This window comes from Klebsiella sp. 141240, assembly GCF_050600805.1.
GTDB classification, from domain to species: Bacteria; Pseudomonadota; Gammaproteobacteria; order Enterobacterales; family Enterobacteriaceae; genus Klebsiella; species Klebsiella aerogenes.
Genome location: NZ_JAQIRK010000008.1, coordinates 172,353 through 191,521, shown reverse-complemented (window position 1 = coordinate 191,521; position 19,169 = coordinate 172,353). Strand labels below are relative to the sequence as shown.

Here is a 19,169-nt window from a genome sequence, read left to right as displayed (position 1 = left end):
AGGGGATGACCAGAGCCCGTAAAACGATTGCTATTATCTCGGGAACGATTGTGCTGTTAATCGTTCTTTTTTTCATCGTGTTGGCGACCTTTGACTGGAACCGGCTCAAGCCGACGATCAATCAGAAAGTTTCCGCCGAACTCAATCGGCCATTCGCCATCCGCGGCGACTTGGGCGTGGTGTGGGAGCGACAGCCTGAGGAGCGCGGTTGGCGCAGTTGGATCCCGTGGCCGCATGTGCATGCCGAAGATATTGTGCTGGGTAACCCACCCGACATTCCGCAAGTGACGATGGTGCATTTGCCGCGCGTGGAAGCGACGCTGGCCCCGCTGGCGCTGCTGAGCAAAACGGTCTATTTGCCGTGGATTAAGCTCGAACAGCCCGACGCCCGGCTGATAAGGCTGACGGAAAACAGCAATAACTGGACCTTTAAATTAGCTGCGGACCCGGCATCCGAAAAAGCCAACCCGCCATCGGCCTGGTCTTTCCGCCTTGATAATATTCTCTTCGACCGCGGCAACATCGCCATTGACGATAAGGTAACCCGCAGCGATATCGCGATCGTGGTCGATCCGCTCGGCAAAGCGCTGCCGTTTAGCGAAGTTACCGGTGCGGGCGACAAAGCGCAGGCGACAAAAGCCGGCGATTATATCTTTGGCCTGTCGGTGAAGGGGCGCTACAAAGGCCAGCCGCTGAGCGGCAGCGGCAAAATTGGCGGCATGCTGGCGCTGCGTAGCGATAGTACGCCGTTCCCGCTACAAGGGGATTTTCACTCTGGTAATACCCGGATTGCGTTTAGCGGCACAGTCAGCGATCCGCTTAACGTCGGCGGGCTCGATCTGCGGCTGAAATTCGCCGGCGACTCGCTGCGCGACCTCTACGATCTGACCGGCGTCCTGCTGCCGGAAACGCCGTCCTTTTCCACCGATGGCCGCCTGCGCGCCGACTTTAAGCACAAAAACGGCATGCGTTTTGACTATCGCAATTTTAACGGCCGGATTGGCGACAGCGATATCCACGGTTCGTTGACCTATACCACCGGCAAACCGCGACCGAAGCTCACCGGCGATCTGGAGTCTAAACAGCTGCGGCTGGCGGACCTCGGCCCGCTGATTGGCGTTGATTCCGGCGGCGGGGCGAAGAAATCCTCATCACGTAAAGCGGGCGATGCCCTACAGCCGGCGGGGAAAGTCCTGCCGGCCGATCGCTTTGAGACGGATAAATGGCAGGTGATGGACGCCGATGTGCGCTTCAAGGGGCGGCGAATCGAACACGGCGGTACTCTGCCCATCAGCGACCTGGCAACCCACATTATTCTTGAGCGCGGCGACCTGCGCCTGCAGCCGGTGCGCTTTGGCCTGGCCAACGGTTCGATTGCCGGCAGCGTGCATCTGCAGGGCGATAAAAAACCGCTACAGGGCGAAGCCAATCTGCAGGCGCGGCGGCTTAAGCTCAAGGCGCTGATGCCGAATGTTGAAATGATGCAGAAAACGCTCGGTGAGATGAGCGGCGATGTACAACTGCGCGGCAGCGGTAACTCGGTGGCGGCGCTGCTTGGCAACAGCAACGGCAACCTTAAGCTGCTGATGAATGATGGTCTGATTAGCCGCAACCTGATGGAAATCCTCGGCTTAAACGTCGGTAATTTTATCATCGGGCAGATTTTCGGCGATGAGGAGGTTCGGGTGAACTGCGCGGCGGCCAATATCGATGTGGTCAACGGCGTGGCGCGACCGCAAATTTTCGCCTTCGATACCGAGAACGCGCTGATTAACATTACCGGCACCGCCAGCTTTGCCTCTGAACAGCTGAATCTGACCGTTGACCCGGAAAGTAAGGGCCTGCGGGTGATTACTCTGCGTTCTCCGCTGTACGTGCGCGGTACGTTTAAATCGCCGGATGCCGGGGTGAAAGCCGGGCCGCTGATTGCCCGCGGCGCGGTGGCGGCAGCGTTGGCGACGCTGGTCACGCCGGCGGCCGCTTTACTGGCGCTGATCTCGCCGGCGGAAGGCGAGGCGAATCAGTGCCGGACAATTTTGTCGCAGATGAAAAAGTAAGGATGAGATGAGCGATGGCCCTGACGGCAACAGCGTCAGGGCCTGCAGCTTACAGCGATTGATGGCGGGTTTCGTGGGTCAACAGCAGAGCGATCAGCGTCAGCGCCGCCATCGCCGCCAGGTAGATACCGACAGCCGGCAGGCCGTAATTGCCCTGCAGCCAGGCGGCAATATAGGGTGCGACCGACGCGCCGAGGATCGACGACACGTTATAGGAGAAAGAGGCGCCGGTATAACGAACTTCCGTCGGGAACAACTCCGGCAGCAGCGCGCCCATCGGGCCGAAGGTCAGCCCCATCAGACTGAGGCCCAGTAGCAGGAAGGCGAAGACCAGAATCGGGTTGCCGGAACCGAGCAGCGGTTTAAAGGCGAACAGCGCGAACAGAATAATCATCGTGGTGATGATAATCATACTTTTACGACGGCCAAAGGCATCCGCCAGCAGGCCCGCCACTGGCACCATCACGCCGAAACCAATGACCGCCATCATCAGCATCCACAGCACTTCGTTACGCGGCAAACCTAAACCAATCGGCGCGGCAGCGGTACTGAAGGTCATGGAGTAAACGGTCATGATATAGAACAGGGTATAGGTCGCCAGCATGATGAAGGTGCCGAGCACGGTCACGCGCACGTGCTTAGTCAGCAGCGTGCCAAGCGGGATTTTGACCTGTTTTTTCGCCGCCGCCACCTTAGCGAAGACTGGGGTTTCATGCAGCGACACGCGAACATACAGACCGATAATGACCAGTACCGCAGAGAAGATGAACGGCACGCGCCAGCCCCATTCCATGAACTGCTGGTCGCTCAACAGCCACGACAGCAGCAGGAAGGTGCCGTTGGCGAAGAAGAAGCCGATTGGCGCCCCCAGTTGCGGGAAGGAGCCATATAGCGCGCGTTTGCGCGGCGGAGCGTTTTCCGTCGCCAGCAGCGCCGCGCCGCCCCATTCGCCGCCAAGGCCGAGACCCTGACCAAAGCGCGCCAGCGCCAGCAGCATCGGCGCCAGAATGCCAATGCTTTCATAGCCCGGCAGCAGGCCGATGACCACGGTGGAGATGCCCATGGTCAGCAGCGAGGCAACGAGTGTGACCTTACGGCCTACGCGGTCGCCGAAGTGGCCGAATAGCGCTGAGCCAATCGGGCGCGCGACAAAGGCGATGGCGAACGTCGCCAGCGACTGGAGCGTCGCGGCGGCAGCATCACCCTGTGGGAAAAAGATATGAGGGAAGACGATAACCGCGGCGGTGGCGTAAATATAGAAGTCGAAGAACTCAATGGCGGTGCCGATGAGCGAGGCGACGACGACTTTATTACGCGAGTTAACCGGCGTGGCGTCTTGCGCGTTGTCGATAGTAGTGGCTGTGGCTTGCATAGATCTTTCTTATTTTTGAGCGAACGAAAAGCCATATAGCCACAGCAAAAGAGACATTTCAATCTGTAACAAAACTCGCCATCGCGCAAAAAACAGGCAAAAAGCGGATAATTTTCGCCCTGAGAAAATATCTTCTATGAAATGCTTCACATAATTAAAATATTAGAGAATAAAACCAGTTTTAGGTTAAATAAAAGTTACGCGTTGGATTTATCTGCTGAAATGATAGGTTGGGCTGAATTTTGCGTCTTTATTCAGCCCGATAATGACTTTAATCGTGGGTTTTGCCCGGCATCCGCTTATCGTCTTTATACTCTGCGGTCGCAATCCATGCGGCGCAGAAGAGGGTCAGACGGGCGAAGAAGTAGAAGAAGGCCATCAGCCCCAGTACCGAACCAAAGGCGGCGCCGGAGGGGGATTTCACCAGCGCCGGCAGCGTCCAGGTCATCACGATTTTAATAATCTCAAAGCCAATCGCCGCAATTAGCGTACCGCGGAACAGCGCTTTGCGGCGTGGACGGTGGCGCGGCAGTCGCCAGAAGATCCAGAAAAACAGCAGATAGTTAGCGAAGATGGAAATCGCCAGGCCAATCAGGCGCCATGCGGGTTTCAGCCATTCTATATAATCGAGATACAGCGCGGAGATGATCATTTGCTGCGCGGATCCGGCAACGGAGGTAATCGACAGCGTGATAACCAGTGCGACCAGCAGGCCAATCAGCGAGATCAGATCGCGGAAGTATTTTACCCAGATTTTTTCCTGATCCTGCGGCGTACGTTCCCACACGTCGCGCGACTGGGCGCGAATCGCTTCACGCAGGTTGCCCATCCAGTTAATGCCCGAGTAGAGCGCGACCAACAGGCCGACTAGCCCGACGGCGGTACGCTGCTGTACGGCGGTGTTGATGGTGTTTTTAAGCGTTGCCGCCAGCGTCGGGTCGCTGACGTTTTGCAGAATTTTATCGAAGATGTCCTGCAGTAGGGTCGGATGCCATGCCAGCACGAAACCGGCGGCGGCGAACGAGACCATCAGAATCGGGATCATCGACAAGAATGAGAAGTAGGTGATGGCTGCGCCAAACTGATTGCCAAGCCTGTCATTGAACCGCTCGGCGGCGCGCAGCAGGTGGGCTATTACCGGATTGCGCTGAACTTTGGCCGCCGTTCCGGTGACCGTTTTCAGCGCCTGGTTAGCTTTCTGCCCAACGGCGGAATCGTTGATGGCGGCGAGCGTACTTTTGTTTTTCTCCGGCTGCTGGTCCGTTTCCTGTGGCGGCTGGCGATCGTCGTTTTCCGGCGTCATAAGTGATTTCTTCCTTTCTTTACAGCGATATTCAGCCAAAAGTATACCTTAAACGACGCATCTTGCAGGCGCCCATCGGCCAGACGGGTATTGACGACTCGCGCTGATTAATCGACATAACCTTTCATCAATCCGCCCAGCCACTCCATAAAGAGATGTACGCGGCGGGAGAGATTGCGCCGATGTGGATAGATAATCGATACCGGCATCGGTTCGGCGCGGTACTGCGGCAGGATCTCAACCAGCTCGCCGGTGCGCAGCGGTTCGCGTACCGCGATGCGCGGAACCTGAATAATGCCGAGCCCGGCCTGACAGGCGGCCTGGTAGGTTTCGGTGCTATTGACGGTCAACACGCCGCCGGTTTTCACCCAGCGCACGGCGCCATCACTGACGACTTCAAAACCAGGCTGCCGCGCGCCGAAGTTGCTGGCGTAGTGGATCAGGGCATGATCCGCCAGATCGTCGAGGCTTTCCGGGTAGCCGAAGCGCGCCAGATAATGCGGACTGGCGCAGTTAATTTGCGTGAGCTTGCCGAGCGGGCGGGCGATGAGTCCCGAGTCTTTAAGCGTACCCACCCGGATCACGCAGTCGAAGCCTTCGCGCACCACATCGACCAGCCGGTCGCTACTGCTCAGTTCGATTTCAATGCCGGGATACTGTTGTAAAAACGCGGGAAGTTTCGGGATGACCAGTTTTTTGGCGACGCTGATCGGCATATCGACACGCAGGCGGCCGCTGATGCTCGATGGATCGCCCTGAAACATACCATCCAGCTCTTCGAGATTACTTAACAGGTCTTTGGCGCGTTCGTAATAGACCATGCCGTCCTGAGTCAGCTGCACCCGGCGGGTGGTGCGGTGCAGCAGGCGGGCGCCGAGATGGCTTTCCAGCGCCTGGATCTGTCGCGATACGCTACCTTTGGGCAACCCAAGGGTATCGGCGGCGCGAGAGAAACTCTCCAGTTCCGCGACGCGGATGAAGAGTTGCATTGCGTGAATTTTATCCATACCTACTGCCTATTGTTGTTATTAACGAAACAGTAAAACGTAATTTAGCGCATTTATTGTTACTACGTCTGCTAATAAGCTCTTTATTCACACACACGTAATGACGAAGGGGTTTCTGATGACACAACGTATCGCTTTAGTGACCGGCGGCAGCCGCGGTCTGGGAAAAAATGCGGCGCTGAAGCTGGCGGCGAAGGGAACCGATATTATTCTGACCTACCACAGCAACCAGCAGGCGGCGCTGGAAGTGGTGCGCGAAATTGAGCAAACAGGAGCGCAAGCAGCAGCATTACCGCTGAACGTCGGCGATAGCGCCAGTTTTGCTGGCTTTGCGCAACAGCTGACTCAATGTCTGAAGGAGAAGTGGCAGCGCGATAGTTTCGATTATTTATTGAACAATGCCGGCATCGGATTGACTGCGCCGTTTAGTGAGACCAGCGAAGCGCAGTTTGACGAGCTGATGAACATCCACTTTAAGGGGCCGTTCTTCCTTACCCAGCAGCTGCTGCCTTTGCTTAAAGACGGCGGGCGCATTCTGAACGTCTCCAGCGGGCTGGCGCGCTTTGCGCTGCCGGGCTATTCCGCTTATGCGGCGATGAAAGGGGCGATGGAGGTATTAACCCGTTATCAGGCGAAGGAACTCGGCGCGCGCGGGATATCGGTCAATATCATCGCGCCCGGCGCGATTGAGACCGACTTTGGCGGCGGCGCGGTGCGCGATAATGCCCAGCTTAACCAGCATATTGCCGCTCAGACGGCGCTGGGGCGCGTCGGCCTGCCGGATGATATCGGCAATGCTATTGCTGCGCTGCTGAGCGACGAGCTTGGCTGGATGAACGCCCAGCGCGTTGAGGTTTCCGGCGGCATGTTTTTATAATGACCACGCCCTGCGCATAATGACGCAGGGCGTCACCATATTGTGCGTTTTATTATTCCGTAACACTCTTTTGCATCATGCGTATCGCTGATTTTAAGCGGTTGGATTACACTGGCAGAAATAATATTATTATCCTGTTAGCTATCCGTTTAATTAAGGAATTTCTTACGTCAAATGTAATAAATATTATGAATGAGTAATCGTTACGCGCTGGCGTGTAACCATTCATCATCATGATGTTTATATCATCTACTCCATCGGTAAAATGGCTTAGGTCATACGGCGAGTTCTTATTTTTGCTGGCTGATATTACCCTTCCCCCACTTTTTAAGGGGTATTTTTTCGATGGAGAGCAGTCCATGCAAGTAATCATGTTTGACAGGCAGTCAATATTTATTCATGGAATGAAAGTCGGCTTACAACAACGTATTCCTGAAATTAATATTCATAGTACCTGTCAGGCAGAACAGCTGTGGCAGCTGCTCACGGCTCATCCGCAGGCGCTCCTCATACTTGATGGCGACCTGAACAGTGAATTTTGTTGCTGGTTGCTCCAGGAGAAGCAGCAGCGTTTTCCGCATGCCAAAGTATTATTAGTGGTTTCGGATGATAATAAAAGCTGGCTGCAACGAGCGCTGGCGTGGAACGTGCGCGCCATTGCCCAACGTGAGGATAGCGCCGATATGTTTGCCCAGATCATTAATAGCATCATGTTGGGGATGATGTGTCTGCCGGGCACCTGGTTAATGACCTCTGCGGATCGCAATAAACATGCGGTGCATCTCAGTCGCCGCCAGCAGGAAATTTTAAAACTGCTGGCGGAAGGCAGCTCTAATAAGGAAATTAGCCGTACGTTAAATATCAGCGCAGGGACCGTGAAAGCGCATCTTGAGTCGTTATATCGGCGGCTGGATGTGAAAAACCGAACCCAGGCGGCGATGGCATTTAATAGCGTCGGTGACAATTAACTGGTCTGAGAAAACCACTCGCACTCCTGCAGGCGATAGGCGTTGTCGCGGTCAATGTGCCGCCATATCGCCAGCGCCTGCGTCATGTTGTGGCCGTTAAGATAATGCAAAATAGCGTCCAACTGCGGCTGGGCGCTGCCATCTAAACTGAACACCAGCGCCAGCAAGGCATCGTACTGCGGCTGAGTCAGTTCCACGACTAACCTTCGCTGTAATATCTGTTGGCACTGCAGCAGGTCTACCGTCAATAGCATCATCGCCAGTTCAGCGGTGATGGGCGTCTCTTTCTCATCTTTTCCGATAGCGTGACCGTAGCCGACCCGCCATTGCCCAAATTTGTCCTGATACGGCAGTAGCGCCAGCCCCTGCGTCTGCTGGATAAAACGCAGCCCCGCCAGGCTTAACGTGGTGACAGTCATGATCTTTTCCTCTGTGGTTGGCGGCAGTGTAGAGGAAAAGCGGGGTCGCCCCCATTCGCCGGATGGCCCAGGGCCTTATTGGTAATCGTGGCGCATCAGGCCAAACAGCCAGTCATTGTGCCAACGGCCATGTAGCCAGTAGCTCTCGCGTAGCTCTCCTTCCTGAATAAATCCTGTTTTTAGCAGCAGTTGTTTTGAGGCCTGGTTCCCGGCGGTGACGCTGGCGGTCAGGCGACGGATGCCGCCTGTAGAAAACGCGTAATCACATAGCGCCCGCAGTGATTCATATCCGTAGCCCTGGCCCTGCGCCTGTGGGGCGAAGAGAAAGCCCACTTCGGCAATATCATCATCGTGGTGGCAATAGCCGGTCAGGCCGAGGGGCGTATGGCTTTGCCGATCGCGAACCACCAGGCACAGCCAGTGCGCGGCCTTAGGCGACCAGACCGGCAGGCGCGCATCAAACGCGGCGCGGATATCGGCGATGGGCCGGTTATCCGCGACATAGAGCATCACCTGCGGATCCTGTTGCAGGCTGAGAAAAAAAGACCAGTCGTCAAGCTGCAGCGGCGAGCAGCGCAGCCGCGGCGTAAGCAGTTCGGGCATGTTGTCGGCTCTGGCAAAGGGAAAATAAAACCTTAACAGCACAGCCTGCCGACGGAAAGTGCCTCATGAAGACCTCGGCTCGCCGTACAGGCTGATGAGTCGCCGCACGACGCCGTTGGTCCAGCCGAAGCCATCCTGCAGCGGATACTCCCCGCCGCCGCCCTCATGTGGGACGCCGCTGGCGATATGATATTTCTCAATGAGCTTGTGGTGTTTAAGATAAAATTGATTCACCGTCTGCAGCCAGCTCTGGGCGATTTCATCGCCAAGCGGGTCGTGGCCGTACATTTTGAATCCCTGTACCGCCATCCACTGCAGCGGCGCCCAGCCGTTGGGTTTATCCCACTGTTCGCCGCTTTCATATTCCGTCGCCATGATGCCGCCAGGGGTGAGCAGACGCGCGCGTACGGCATCCGCCAGCCGTTCGGCCTGGGCGTGGGTCGCCATCCCGACATACAGCGTGACGATGCTGGCGGCGGAGAACAAGGCCAACTGCTCACGGCGCCAATCGTAATCGCGAAAACAGCCGCACTCTTCATCCCACAGGTAGCGGGTAACCGCCTCCCGGCGTGCGTTAGCTTTACGGCGAAATTCGGCTTCAGCCTCGCGATCGCCCTTCAGGCCGGAAAGATTGGCGATAGTATTTTCCAACTTAAACAGAAAAGCGTTGAGGTCGATGGGAATAAACTGGGTGGTGCGGATACTCGCAAGCCTGGTGATATCGCGCAGCCAGCGGCTGGAGTAGTCCCAGCCGGAAGCCGCACCGGCGCGAAGGTCACGATAGACCTCGTTTGGCGGGCGGCCGGAATGCTTCGCCGTTTCGACATCTTCTCGCCAGGACTCATCGCGCGGCGTATCGCGGTCGTCCCAGTAGCGGTTAAGCAGCGAACCATCTGGCATACGCACCACGTGACGGTAGGCCTGGTTAGGGATCAGCGATTCCGCGCCGTCCATCCAGAAGGCGTGCTCTAATTTGAGATGGTCGAGATAGCGGCGCGCGCCGCGAACGCCATCTTCCTCAAACAGTTCAACCATCAGGGCGAACACCGGCGGCTGGGAGCGGCTGAGATAGTAGGTGCGATTGCCGTTAGGAATGTGGCCGTAGGTTTCAATCATCCAGGCGAAGTTGTCGGCCATGCATTTGAGCAAATCTTCACGGCCGCTTTCCGCCAGCCCCAACATGGTGAAGTAGGAATCCCAGTAGTAGGTCTCGCTAAAACGCCCGCCGGGGACGATGTACGACTGCGGTAGCGCCAGCAGCGACGACCACGGAATATGATCCTGCGGTTCACGTGTGAGCACCGGCCACAGCTTATCGATATGCTCTTTTAGCGTCAGTTTCGGATCAGAGGTGTAATCATCGGCGCGGTTATCCGGCAGCCAGAAGTTGTCTTCCACAAACTGACGCAAATCGAACTCCGGCGTACGTTTAACCCGCCGATAGTGCATCAGGATATCCAGCGGATCGTGTTTCGGCGCGCAGTCGGGAAAAGTTTTACTATCAAGAAAAATGCGCGACTTTTGTACGTTAGTAAACAACTCGAGATAGCGGTCGGCGGGGGTCAGCGCGTCAGACGCCGGTAGCCCTTCGATGATCTCCGGCTCCGGTTCGGCGTCGAACATTTCATCCAGTTTTAACTCATACGGATCGGCTTCGTAGCACGGATCGTTTTCGATCCTCAACTCGTCGTCATCAACGTTGCGTAGTTTCTGGCTGAACATAGCGATACAGGCCTCCGGATAGCGTGAGTTTAGGGGCCGGGCATGCCCGGGCTCTCTAATAAGCGTAGACACTCGCTTCGGTCTGCGGAAGATAAACTGTGCGTCACGTCACGCTTTTCGCTAAGAAAAAACGGCGGAGAAGAAGAGCAGGTCTTTGAAACTAAAGGGTGAATATTTACCGTTATCGTGAATGCGCGAAAACGAAATTCGGAGCATTCATTATGCAACAAAATTTGAACCGCCCCGGTAAACGCAGGCGGTTGGCTCGTTTACTCCCAGGCGGCTTCCAGCATCTCCAGCAGTTGCTCTGAATCCAGCGTGACCGGATTGGCTTTCATCGACGATGAACTACTGGCCGCCAGCGCGGCGGGTTCCAGCGCTTCGCGCGGCACGCCGAGGTCGCGTAAATTGCCGAGCCCCGAGCGCTGGCTCCATTCGCGCAGGCTTTGCCAGGCGTCATCCGGCGAGACGCCAAGTCCGGCGGCGATCCACTGGCGCACGTCGAGGAATCGCTGGCGCAGCGCCGGATTGGTTACCTGCGACTCATTGAGTTCCAGACCAAAGGGCAGCAGGCAGCCGCAGAGCGCGCCGTGGGAGGCATCGCTTAGCCCGCCAAGCGGCCCCGCAAGACCGTGAACCACGCCCAGCCCGGCGTTGGCCAGCGCTAGTCCGCCGCACAGGCTGACCCAAGCCAGCTCGTCGCGGCTGTCGGCACACTCTTTTTCCATCAGCGTTTTTAACGCGGCGATGCCGCGGGGGATCGCCTCCCGGCACAGGGCATCGGTGAAGGGCGTCGCCCGGGTGCACAGCCAGGGTTCGATAACCTGAGTTAAGGCATCAAGGCCGGAGCCGAGGGTGACGGTGCGGGGGGCGTTATCCGTTAAAGCGGGATCGACAATCGCCAGCTGCGGCAGCATGCGATCGTCGCGCAGGCTGACTTTGCGCTGCTGCAGCGGGACGTTGATGACCGCGTTTTTAGTGACCTCCGCGCCGGTGCCGGATGTTGTGGGAATAGCGACAAACGGTAGCGGGCTGGCTTCCAGTATTCTCCCCGTTCCGACGACTTCCAGATAGTCGATGACAGGCCCGCTTGCCGGGACCAGCGCGGCAATGGCTTTACCGGCATCAATGACCGCGCCGCCGCCGAGGCTGACCACCGCGCCAACGCCGCGCTCGCGCGCCAGCCGTACGCCGCGTTCAATATCGTCCAGCGTGGGTTCATTGGCGATAGCAAAAGTGCTGACCTGAAGATGCAATGCGCTCAGTTCGCTCAGTAAAAATTGAGCGCGGCTTTTGGTCGCGCCGTGAACCAGCAGCACCGGGGCATCATATTGCGCCAGCCACGGCGCGGCGCTGCGGGCCTGCCCGCGGCCAAAGCGGATATTGCCCGGTGTTAAGATGTTGAAGGGAGTGACCATGTGTAAGAGTACCTGTAGTGGATAATTATTCTGCAATCCACTATACACATTATCCGGCAAGCTTCATGTCTGCCATATTACGAAAAAGGGTTGCTGACGATGATAAGAATCTTGGGTAAACGCTCGTCTATTAACGTGCGCAAGGTGCTCTGGACCTGCGAAGAGGCGGGGGTCGAGTATCAGCAGGAAGATTATGGCAGCGGCTATAGCCCGCTTGATACGCCGGAATTTTTGGCGCTCAATCCGAATGCGTTAGTGCCGGTGCTGGTGGATGATGATTTTGTCCTTTGGGAGTCGAACAGTATCTGCCGCTATCTGGCGCGCAAGGCCGGACGTGAGGATTTGTTGCCCTCGGCGTTACGTGCCGCGGCGCAGGTAGAACACTGGATGGACTGGCAGGCGACGGAGTTTAATAGCGCCTGGCGCTACGCTTTCACGGGGCTGGTGCGTAAAGACCCGCGTTTTCAGGACCCGGCGGCGATTAAAGAGAGTATTGCCGCGTGGACGCGCTGCGTACAGATTGTCGACAACCAGTTGCTGCGCACCGGCGCGTGGCTGACCGGCGAGACGTTTACGCTGGCGGATATCGTGCTGGGGCTTTCGGTGCACCGCTGGAAAATGACGCCGTTCGCCCACCCGGAGATGGCAAACGTCGAACGCTGGTATATGGCCCTTAACCAGCGTCCGGCATTTATGCGCCACGGCAATAACGGCGTGGCGTAGCCGCTGATTTAGCGTTGCGGGCGGGTACTGCCCCTGACGATAAGCTTCCCTTGCAGGACATGCTGAACGGCGCTGGTTTCAACCGCGCCCAGCTGCGTTTTCAGCACGGCGATGGCGGTATCCACCATTTCCGATAGCGGCTGGACCCAGGTGGTTAAATTTATCAGCGGCCAGCTGGCCATGGCGATATCATCGAACCCGACGACGGAGATATCTTCGCCCGCCTTCATGCCCATTTCGCCGACAACCACGTTGAGGGCGGCGATGGCCATCATATCGTTGGCGCAAAATAGCGCGTCAGGTGGCGTTGGCAACGCCATCAGTCTGCGGGTGGCGTTCATCGCTTCTTCTATCGACCACATTCCGCTATCGCGCAGCATCGGGCGCGCGCCGCGGGCCTCCAGACGCTGTCGAAAGCCTGTCTCCCGGTCGCGGCTGGTAGAGGAGGTATCTCTACCGGCAACAAATGCCAGCTGCTGATGGCCGAGATCCAGCAGGAAATCGGCAATCGCGGCGCCGCCGGCCAGGTTATCGCTGGTGACGCTGGAAACCGATCGGCTGTCGTTTTTGCGGTTGAGCAGCAGCACCGGCAGCCCGAGCTGCTGGCATTCATGAGCAAAGTGTGAAGAAAGGCTATTGGACACCAGCACTAGCGCTTCAACACGATGACGCAGAATCTCTTCCATGATTGGGGTAGTGTCATCATCACGGTACGTCGAAAACAACAGTACCCGGTATCCCATCAGGTTCAACGCTTGTGACAGTTCATCCAGCACCGCGGCGTAGAAGGGATTCACCAACCCCGGAACGACGATACCAATAAGCGTTGAGCGGCGGGTGATCAGCGACTGGGCGATAAAGCTCGGACGATAGCCCAGTTCGGCGGCGATCTTACGCACCTTTTCTTTGGTGGCTGGCGAGATTTTCGCTCCTTCGGTAAAGGCGCGGGATACCGCAGACTGCGAGACGCCAGCCGCTTTCGCGACATCGTAACTGGTGACTGCTCGTTTGTTTTGACCTGCCATTCCGTTGCCTCTCCTGACCCATGCCCCGTCATTATGCGTGAATCTTCCCCCCTGTCACTAATTTTGCGATCTCTGTTGCATTCGAATGCATTACTGCTTCACATAACATTTCATTCACGCCAGGATGCAAGTGAATTCGAATGCATTAGCATTTTATTAACATTATAGTGAGGCAAGTTATGGCTATCTGGCTCAAGCGCGGTGCGGAATCTGAAGCAGTGAAATCTCACGACCGTACGGTTCGTGAAGCGGTAGAGAAAATCCTGGCGGATATTGAAGCGCGCGGCGACGCAGCGGTGCGCGAGCTGTCGATTAAGTTCGATAAGCTCGATCGCGCAAACTTCCGCCTGTCGCAGCAGGAAATCGATGATTGCTATGCGCAGCTGTCGGATCGCGATATTGCCGATATCCGCTTTGCTCAGGAGCAGGTGCGTAATTTCGCGCAGCACCAGCGCGACAGCCTGAAAGATATTGAGGTTGAAACGCTGCCGGGCGTCATTCTGGGACACAAAAATATTCCGGTCAGCGCGGCGGGCTGCTACGTGCCGGGCGGGAAATACCCTCTGCTGGCGTCGGCGCATATGTCGATTATCACCGCGAAAGTCGCAGGCGTGCCGCGCATTGTCACCTGTGCGCCGCCGTTTAACGGTAAACCGGCGCCGGCGATTGTGGTTGCGCAGCATATGGCGGGGGCCGACGAAATCTACTGCCTGGGCGGTATTCAGGCCGTGGCGGCGATGGCAGTCGGTACCGAGAGTATCGCCCCGGTGGATATGCTGGTAGGACCGGGCAACGCCTTTGTCGCTGAAGCCAAGCGCCAGCTGTTTGGCCGCGTCGGTATCGATCTGTTCGCCGGGCCGACGGAAACCCTGGTCATTGCCGATGAAAGCGTGGATGGCGAAATCTGCGCCACCGACCTGTTAGGTCAGGCGGAGCATGGCCCTGATTCTCCGGCGATTTTGTTGACGACCTCGGAAACGCTGGCGCGCGAAACGCTGGCGGAAATTGAACGCCTGCTGGCGGTGTTGCCCACCGCGGAAATCGCGCGCCAGTCGTGGGCGAAGTTTGGCGAAATCATTGTGGCTGAAGACCGGGAAGAAATGCTGAAAATCGCCAATGAGCTGGCGTTCGAACATGTGCAGGTAATGACCCGCGACCCGGACTGGTTCCTCGAAAATATGCAGAACTTTGGCGCGTTGTTCCTGGGCCCGCGAACGAACGTAGCTTATGGCGATAAGGTTATCGGCACCAACCATACCCTGCCGACGCGTAAAGCGGCGCGTTATACCGGAGGGCTGTGGGTTGGGAAGTTCATCAAAACCTGCACCTATCAAAAGGTTCTTACCGATAGCGCCTCCGCGCAGATCGGCGAGTACTGTTCGCGTCTGTGCGCCCTCGAAGGTTTCTCCGGCCACGGTGAACAGGCCAATGTCCGCGTGCGCCGCTACGGCAATAAAGACGTTCCTTACGCTGGGATTCCTGAATAACCCGTAAGGTCTGAAACGGGAAGCGGGATACGCTCCCCAACTTAACATCGGCCGCCCGATAACAAGGAAATAAGCGGCGGCCATGCTGACGGATAACCCTATGGACGTATTGATTGCCTTACTGGCGTTAGGATTGCTGATGCTCGCCGCCTATCGCGGCTATAGCGTGATCCTTTTTGCCCCTTTGGTTGCGCTCGGCGCCGTATTACTCACCCAGCCAGCCGCTGTTGCCCCGGTATTCAGCGATATCTTCATGGATAAGCTGGTAGGGTTTGTAAAACTCTATTTCCCGGTTTTTTTACTCGGCGCGGTCTTCGGGAAATTAATTGAGTTTTCCGGATTTTCCCGTTCAATCGTGAGTGCTGTTACCCGGCTGATGGGGCAAAACAAGGCGATGCCGGTGATTATTCTGGTCTGCGCGTTGTTAACCTATGGCGGGGTTTCGCTATTCGTGGTGGTATTTGCGGTCTATCCCTTCGCCGCTGAGATGTTCCGCCAGAGCCAAATTCCGAAACGGCTAATGCCTGCGACTATCGCGCTGGGCGCCTTCACTTTTACGATGGATGCGCTACCGGGTTCGCCACAGATTCAGAATATTATTCCGACTACCTTTTACGGTACGACCTCTTGGGCGGCGCCCTGGCTTGGGGTATTGGGCTCTGCGTTTGTGGCTATTGGAGGCTGGTTATATCTGGAGGCGATGCGCCGTAAAGCGCAGCGCAGGGGCGAGGGTTATGGAAGCGAGCTCGTGAATGAACCTGAAACCCCGGCAGACCTTAATTTGCCGCACCCGGTGATCGCGCTGCTGCCGTTGATAATCGTCGGCGTCGCCAACCTGCTGTTCACCTGGCTTATTCCTCAGGCGTACGGTAGCCATTTCCTGATTGACCTGCCGGGACTGAAAGCGCCGATGGAAAGCGACGTGAAGAAGATGGTGGCGATTTGGGCGGTGATGGCGGCCTTGTTGTGCGGAATTATCACTATCTTCCTGTTTGCCGGGCGTAGCCTGAAGGGTAAGCTGGCCGACGGTAGCAAAGTCGCCGTTGGCGGCGCGATGCTGGCGGCGCTGAATACCGCATCAGAGTATGGTTTTGGCGGGGTGATTGCCGCGCTACCGGGGTTTGTTCAGGTGGCGGATGCGCTGAAAGCGATCCCAAATCCTTTACTCAATCAGGCGATTACGATCAATATTTTGTCCGGGATCACCGGTTCATCCTCTGGTGGAATGAGCATTGCCCTGGCGGCGATGGCGGATCGCTTTGTGGAGTCGGCGCATGCTGCGGGGATCCCGCTGGAAGTGATGCACCGTGTGGCGTCGATGGCGGCGGGCGGCATGGATACATTGCCGCACAATGGCGCGATCATCACTCTGCTGGCGGTGACCGGACTGACGCATCGCCAGGCCTATAAACCGATTCTCGGTATCACGCTGTTTAAAATCCTCGGTGCCTTTTTCATTATCGGCATTTACTACGCCACCGGATTGGTATAAAGCCCGGGCCGTCGGCTATCTATGCCGACGGCCTTATTTATTTTTCAGCGTATTCGCTTTGCGCCGGCGGGGTAATGCCGCTACGATCCGCGTCTATTTTTTATCTCATCCCAAAAACGCGCGGCAGGTAGGTGGAGTTTGAACAGGCGGTTAGGCCTTGTGCTATTGGCATTACTGTTGGTTTCAGGCTGCTCCGGCACGCTGTCGCAAATGAGCCCTCCCAGCAATGAAACCAGCCTGGTGGGGCATAACGGGCAGCGGCTTTCCGTCGATACTTTCGTCAGCCATTACATGCGCGAGAAGCAGGTCAGCGGCGTGGTAGTGGCGATTATTCATCACAACGGTCCGGCGGAGTTTCACTGCTTCGGCGTGACGGATGAAAAGCAACGCTACCCGATAACTCCGCAAACGCTTTTTGCCCTCGGCTCTTTAAGTAAAGGCGTGACCGCTGAAGTGGTCACGATGCTGGTCAACGAGGGGCGTTTGCACTGGAACGATACGCTGCAAACCCTGCTGCCGCCGGGGACCGTGCTCAGCGACGACGCCCGCAAGATAACCTTGCTGCAACTGGTCACCCATACCTCCGGGCTGCCGCGTCAGCCGATGAACATGCTGTCGCTTGAGCATCTGTTGGCGTATCTCAACAATGGTGAAAACTTTTATCACGAACTTGATGCCGACGGCGTGCTGAGCTATCTGAGCAACTTCAATGCGCCGCTGGAGCGCGAGCCGGGTTATTCCAATCTTGGTTTTGCTATCCTGGGGTATATTCTCAAATACCAAACCGGCGAATCGATTGAGACGCTGGCTTCACGGATGATCTTCCGACCATTGGCGATGGGGAATACCAGCTTTCTGCCGCAAACGCTGCGCGAATATCCGTGGCGGGCGCTGGGGCACGCAGGCGATCAGCCGAAGTTTAAACCGCGCGGCGCGCTGACGCCGGACTGGCAGTTCACCAATAACATGGTTGGCGCGGCGAGTTTGTACAGCGATGCCGCCGATCTGATTAATTATGCCCGCGCTCACTTCGCGCCCACGGGGCAGACGGTGCTCGATAAGGCATTCAGGGACGTTAGCGTCGATTATTATCCGCGGCAAATTGAAGCAGCGAACATTGCCTGGGTGACCGACACATTTGGCCGGCAGCAATTGACCTATCAGGTGGGATACATCGGCGGCTATTCGAGCTATATCGGCTTCGATAAAGCGAATCAGAATGCGGTGGTGGTGCTGCAAAACAGCTTTAACTGGAGTAACTACATCGGCCATCAGATCCTACGTAATCTGGTGACGGAGTCAAAATGAAGCCCCGTCCTGAGACGGGGCTGCGCGGATTAACGCATGGTGACAAACTCTTCCGCCGCCGTCGGGTGAATGGCAACGGTGTTGTCGAAGTCTTTTTTGGTCGCGCCCATCTTCAGCGCTACCGCAAAGCCCTGCAGCATCTCATCCATTCCGAAGCCGATACCGTGAATACCGACAATCTTCTCTTCCGGGCCGACGCAGACCAGCTTCATGCGGCACGGCTGGCGGTGAGAGGTCACGGCGGTATACATCGCGGTGAAGGACGATTTGTACACCTTCACGGCGTCATCGCCGTACTGCTCGCGCGCCTGCGGCTCGGTTAAGCCAACGGTGCCGATTGGCGGGTGGCTGAAGACCACGGTCGGGATGTTGCTGTAGTCCAGGTGCTCTTCCGGCTTGTTGTTAAACAGGCGTTCGGACAGACGACGGCCTGCCGCCACGGCGACCGGCGTCAGCTCGACGGCGCCGGTATTATCGCCCACCGCGTAGATGCCCGGTACGTTGGTGTTCTGGAACTTATCAACGATGATGTAGCCTTTATCGTTGGTTTTAACGCCCGTTGCCGCCAGGTTGAAGTTATCGGTCGCCGGTTCGCGGCCAATCGCCCAAATCAGGCAATCTACGGTCTGGCTGCGGCCATCTTCCAGCTCCAGAGTCAGGCTGCCGTCGGCATTCTTGACTACCGCCTTCGGAATTGCGTTCGTGTGCAGCTGCGGGCCTTCGGCGTTCATCACTTCCACCAGAGTCTCAACGATCAGCGGATCGAAGCTACGCAGCGGCGCGTGTTTACGCACGAACAGGTGGGTTTCGGCGCCGAGGCCGTTAATCACACCGGCCAGTTCAACGGCAATATAGCCCGCGCCGACTACCGCCACGCGCTTCGGCAGTGCCGGCAGTTCGAAGAAACCGTCGGAATCAATACCGTATTCCACACCTGGAATGTTCGGGTGGCTCGGGCGGCCGCCGGTGGCGATCAGGATATGATCGGCGGTAATGGTCTCGCCGTTGACTTCCACGGTATGGGCATCGACAAAGCGCGCGAACCCTTTGATAACATCAACTTTATTCTTACCCAGCACGTTGTCGTAAGAGGTATGAATACGGTCGATATAGGCGCTGCGGCTGGCAACCAGCTTATCCCAGTCGAAATGGTTGATGGTGGTATCGAAACCGTAATCCGGGCCATACAGGTGGATTGCTTCGCGGATCTGCGCCGCATGCCACATCACTTTTTTCGGCACGCAGCCGACGTTAACGCAGGTGCCGCCCAGCTCTTTGGCTTCAATCAGCGCGCACTTCTGGCCGTACATCGCCGCACGGTTAATCGAGGCGATACCGCCGCTGCCGCCGCCGATGGCGAGGTAATCATAATGTTTGCTCATGCCCAT

Annotated in this window: 15 protein-coding genes and 1 pseudogene; 7 read left to right on the top strand and 9 right to left on the bottom strand. The window is 56.9% G+C overall.

What is annotated here, in order from left to right:
* Nucleotides 1-5: 5 nt before the first annotated feature.
* Nucleotides 6-2,057: an AsmA family protein gene (locus PGQ95_RS16210; protein WP_430918720.1), complete on the top strand. Its 2,052-nt coding sequence runs from the start codon at nucleotides 6-8 to the stop codon at nucleotides 2,055-2,057.
* Nucleotides 2,058-2,106: 49 nt separating this feature from the next.
* Here PGQ95_RS16210 and PGQ95_RS16205 read toward each other — a convergent pair whose 3' ends face one another.
* From PGQ95_RS16205 to PGQ95_RS16195, 3 genes are all read right to left on the bottom strand, one after another.
* Complete coding sequence (locus PGQ95_RS16205) at nucleotides 2,107-3,429, bottom strand: MFS transporter (protein ID WP_015703754.1); 1,323 nt, start codon at nucleotides 3,427-3,429, stop codon at nucleotides 2,107-2,109.
* A 271-nt stretch (nucleotides 3,430-3,700) separates the two neighbouring features.
* Nucleotides 3,701-4,732, bottom strand: a complete 1,032-nt coding sequence (gene yhjD / locus PGQ95_RS16200) for an inner membrane protein YhjD (RefSeq protein WP_087858997.1) — start codon at nucleotides 4,730-4,732, stop codon at nucleotides 3,701-3,703.
* A 107-nt stretch (nucleotides 4,733-4,839) separates the two neighbouring features.
* Complete coding sequence (locus tag PGQ95_RS16195) at nucleotides 4,840-5,739, bottom strand: LysR family transcriptional regulator (protein ID WP_087858998.1); 900 nt, start codon at nucleotides 5,737-5,739, stop codon at nucleotides 4,840-4,842.
* Between the two features lie 118 nt (nucleotides 5,740-5,857).
* On the opposite strand from PGQ95_RS16195, the gene PGQ95_RS16190 reads away from it, so the two are divergent.
* A complete protein-coding gene (locus PGQ95_RS16190; protein ID WP_308957672.1) occupies nucleotides 5,858-6,616 on the top strand; it encodes an SDR family NAD(P)-dependent oxidoreductase in 759 nt (252 codons plus the stop codon).
* A 359-nt stretch (nucleotides 6,617-6,975) separates the two neighbouring features.
* Entirely contained in the window at nucleotides 6,976-7,584 is a 609-nt protein-coding gene (locus tag PGQ95_RS16185) for a helix-turn-helix transcriptional regulator (protein WP_308957673.1), read from the top strand.
* On the opposite strand, the gene PGQ95_RS16180 is transcribed toward PGQ95_RS16185, so the two are convergent.
* From PGQ95_RS16180 to PGQ95_RS16165, 4 genes are all read right to left on the bottom strand, one after another.
* Nucleotides 7,581-8,003 (bottom strand): glycoside hydrolase family protein, encoded by a 423-nt coding sequence (locus PGQ95_RS16180; protein WP_430918716.1) that lies wholly within the window; start codon nucleotides 8,001-8,003, stop codon nucleotides 7,581-7,583. The two genes, PGQ95_RS16185 and PGQ95_RS16180, sit on opposite strands and share 4 nt — an antisense overlap.
* Nucleotides 8,004-8,078: 75 nt before the next feature.
* Nucleotides 8,079-8,606: a GNAT family N-acetyltransferase gene (locus tag PGQ95_RS16175; protein ID WP_087859001.1), complete on the bottom strand. Its 528-nt coding sequence runs from the start codon at nucleotides 8,604-8,606 to the stop codon at nucleotides 8,079-8,081.
* Nucleotides 8,607-8,669: 63 nt separating this feature from the next.
* Complete coding sequence (locus PGQ95_RS16170; RefSeq protein ID WP_047078846.1) at nucleotides 8,670-10,328, bottom strand: alpha,alpha-trehalase; 1,659 nt, start codon at nucleotides 10,326-10,328, stop codon at nucleotides 8,670-8,672.
* 269 nt (nucleotides 10,329-10,597) lie between these two features.
* A complete protein-coding gene (locus PGQ95_RS16165; RefSeq protein ID WP_213317339.1) occupies nucleotides 10,598-11,746 on the bottom strand; it encodes an iron-containing alcohol dehydrogenase in 1,149 nt (382 codons plus the stop codon).
* A gap of 99 nt (nucleotides 11,747-11,845) precedes the next feature.
* On the opposite strand from PGQ95_RS16165, the gene PGQ95_RS16160 reads away from it, so the two are divergent.
* A complete protein-coding gene (locus PGQ95_RS16160) occupies nucleotides 11,846-12,469 on the top strand; it encodes a glutathione S-transferase family protein (protein ID WP_113373995.1) in 624 nt (207 codons plus the stop codon).
* An 8-nt stretch (nucleotides 12,470-12,477) separates the two neighbouring features.
* Here the strand turns inward: PGQ95_RS16160 and PGQ95_RS16155 are convergent, their stop codons facing one another.
* The gene (locus tag PGQ95_RS16155; RefSeq protein WP_213794169.1) at nucleotides 12,478-13,494 is read right to left on the bottom strand and encodes a LacI family DNA-binding transcriptional regulator; all 1,017 of its coding nucleotides are present in this window, start codon (nucleotides 13,492-13,494) and stop codon (nucleotides 12,478-12,480) included.
* A gap of 179 nt (nucleotides 13,495-13,673) precedes the next feature.
* On the opposite strand from PGQ95_RS16155, the gene hisD reads away from it, so the two are divergent.
* From hisD to PGQ95_RS16140, 3 genes and pseudogenes are all read left to right on the top strand, one after another.
* Nucleotides 13,674-14,981: a histidinol dehydrogenase gene (gene hisD / locus PGQ95_RS16150; protein ID WP_430918713.1), complete on the top strand. Its 1,308-nt coding sequence runs from the start codon at nucleotides 13,674-13,676 to the stop codon at nucleotides 14,979-14,981.
* Nucleotides 14,982-15,081: 100 nt separating this feature from the next.
* A pseudogene (locus PGQ95_RS16145) lies at nucleotides 15,082-15,447 on the top strand (GntP family permease); the annotation flags it as partial.
* A 1,236-nt stretch (nucleotides 15,448-16,683) separates the two neighbouring features.
* Nucleotides 16,684-17,781 carry a serine hydrolase domain-containing protein gene (locus PGQ95_RS16140; protein ID WP_183269089.1) on the top strand — a complete coding sequence of 366 codons (1,098 nt, stop codon included), beginning with the start codon at nucleotides 16,684-16,686 and terminating at the stop codon, nucleotides 17,779-17,781.
* A gap of 29 nt (nucleotides 17,782-17,810) precedes the next feature.
* Here PGQ95_RS16140 and gorA read toward each other — a convergent pair whose 3' ends face one another.
* On the bottom strand, nucleotides 17,811-19,163 hold the full coding sequence (gorA, locus tag PGQ95_RS16135; RefSeq protein WP_045359206.1) for a glutathione-disulfide reductase: 1,353 nt from the start codon (nucleotides 19,161-19,163) through the stop codon (nucleotides 17,811-17,813).
* Between the last annotated feature and the right edge of the window lie 6 nt (nucleotides 19,164-19,169).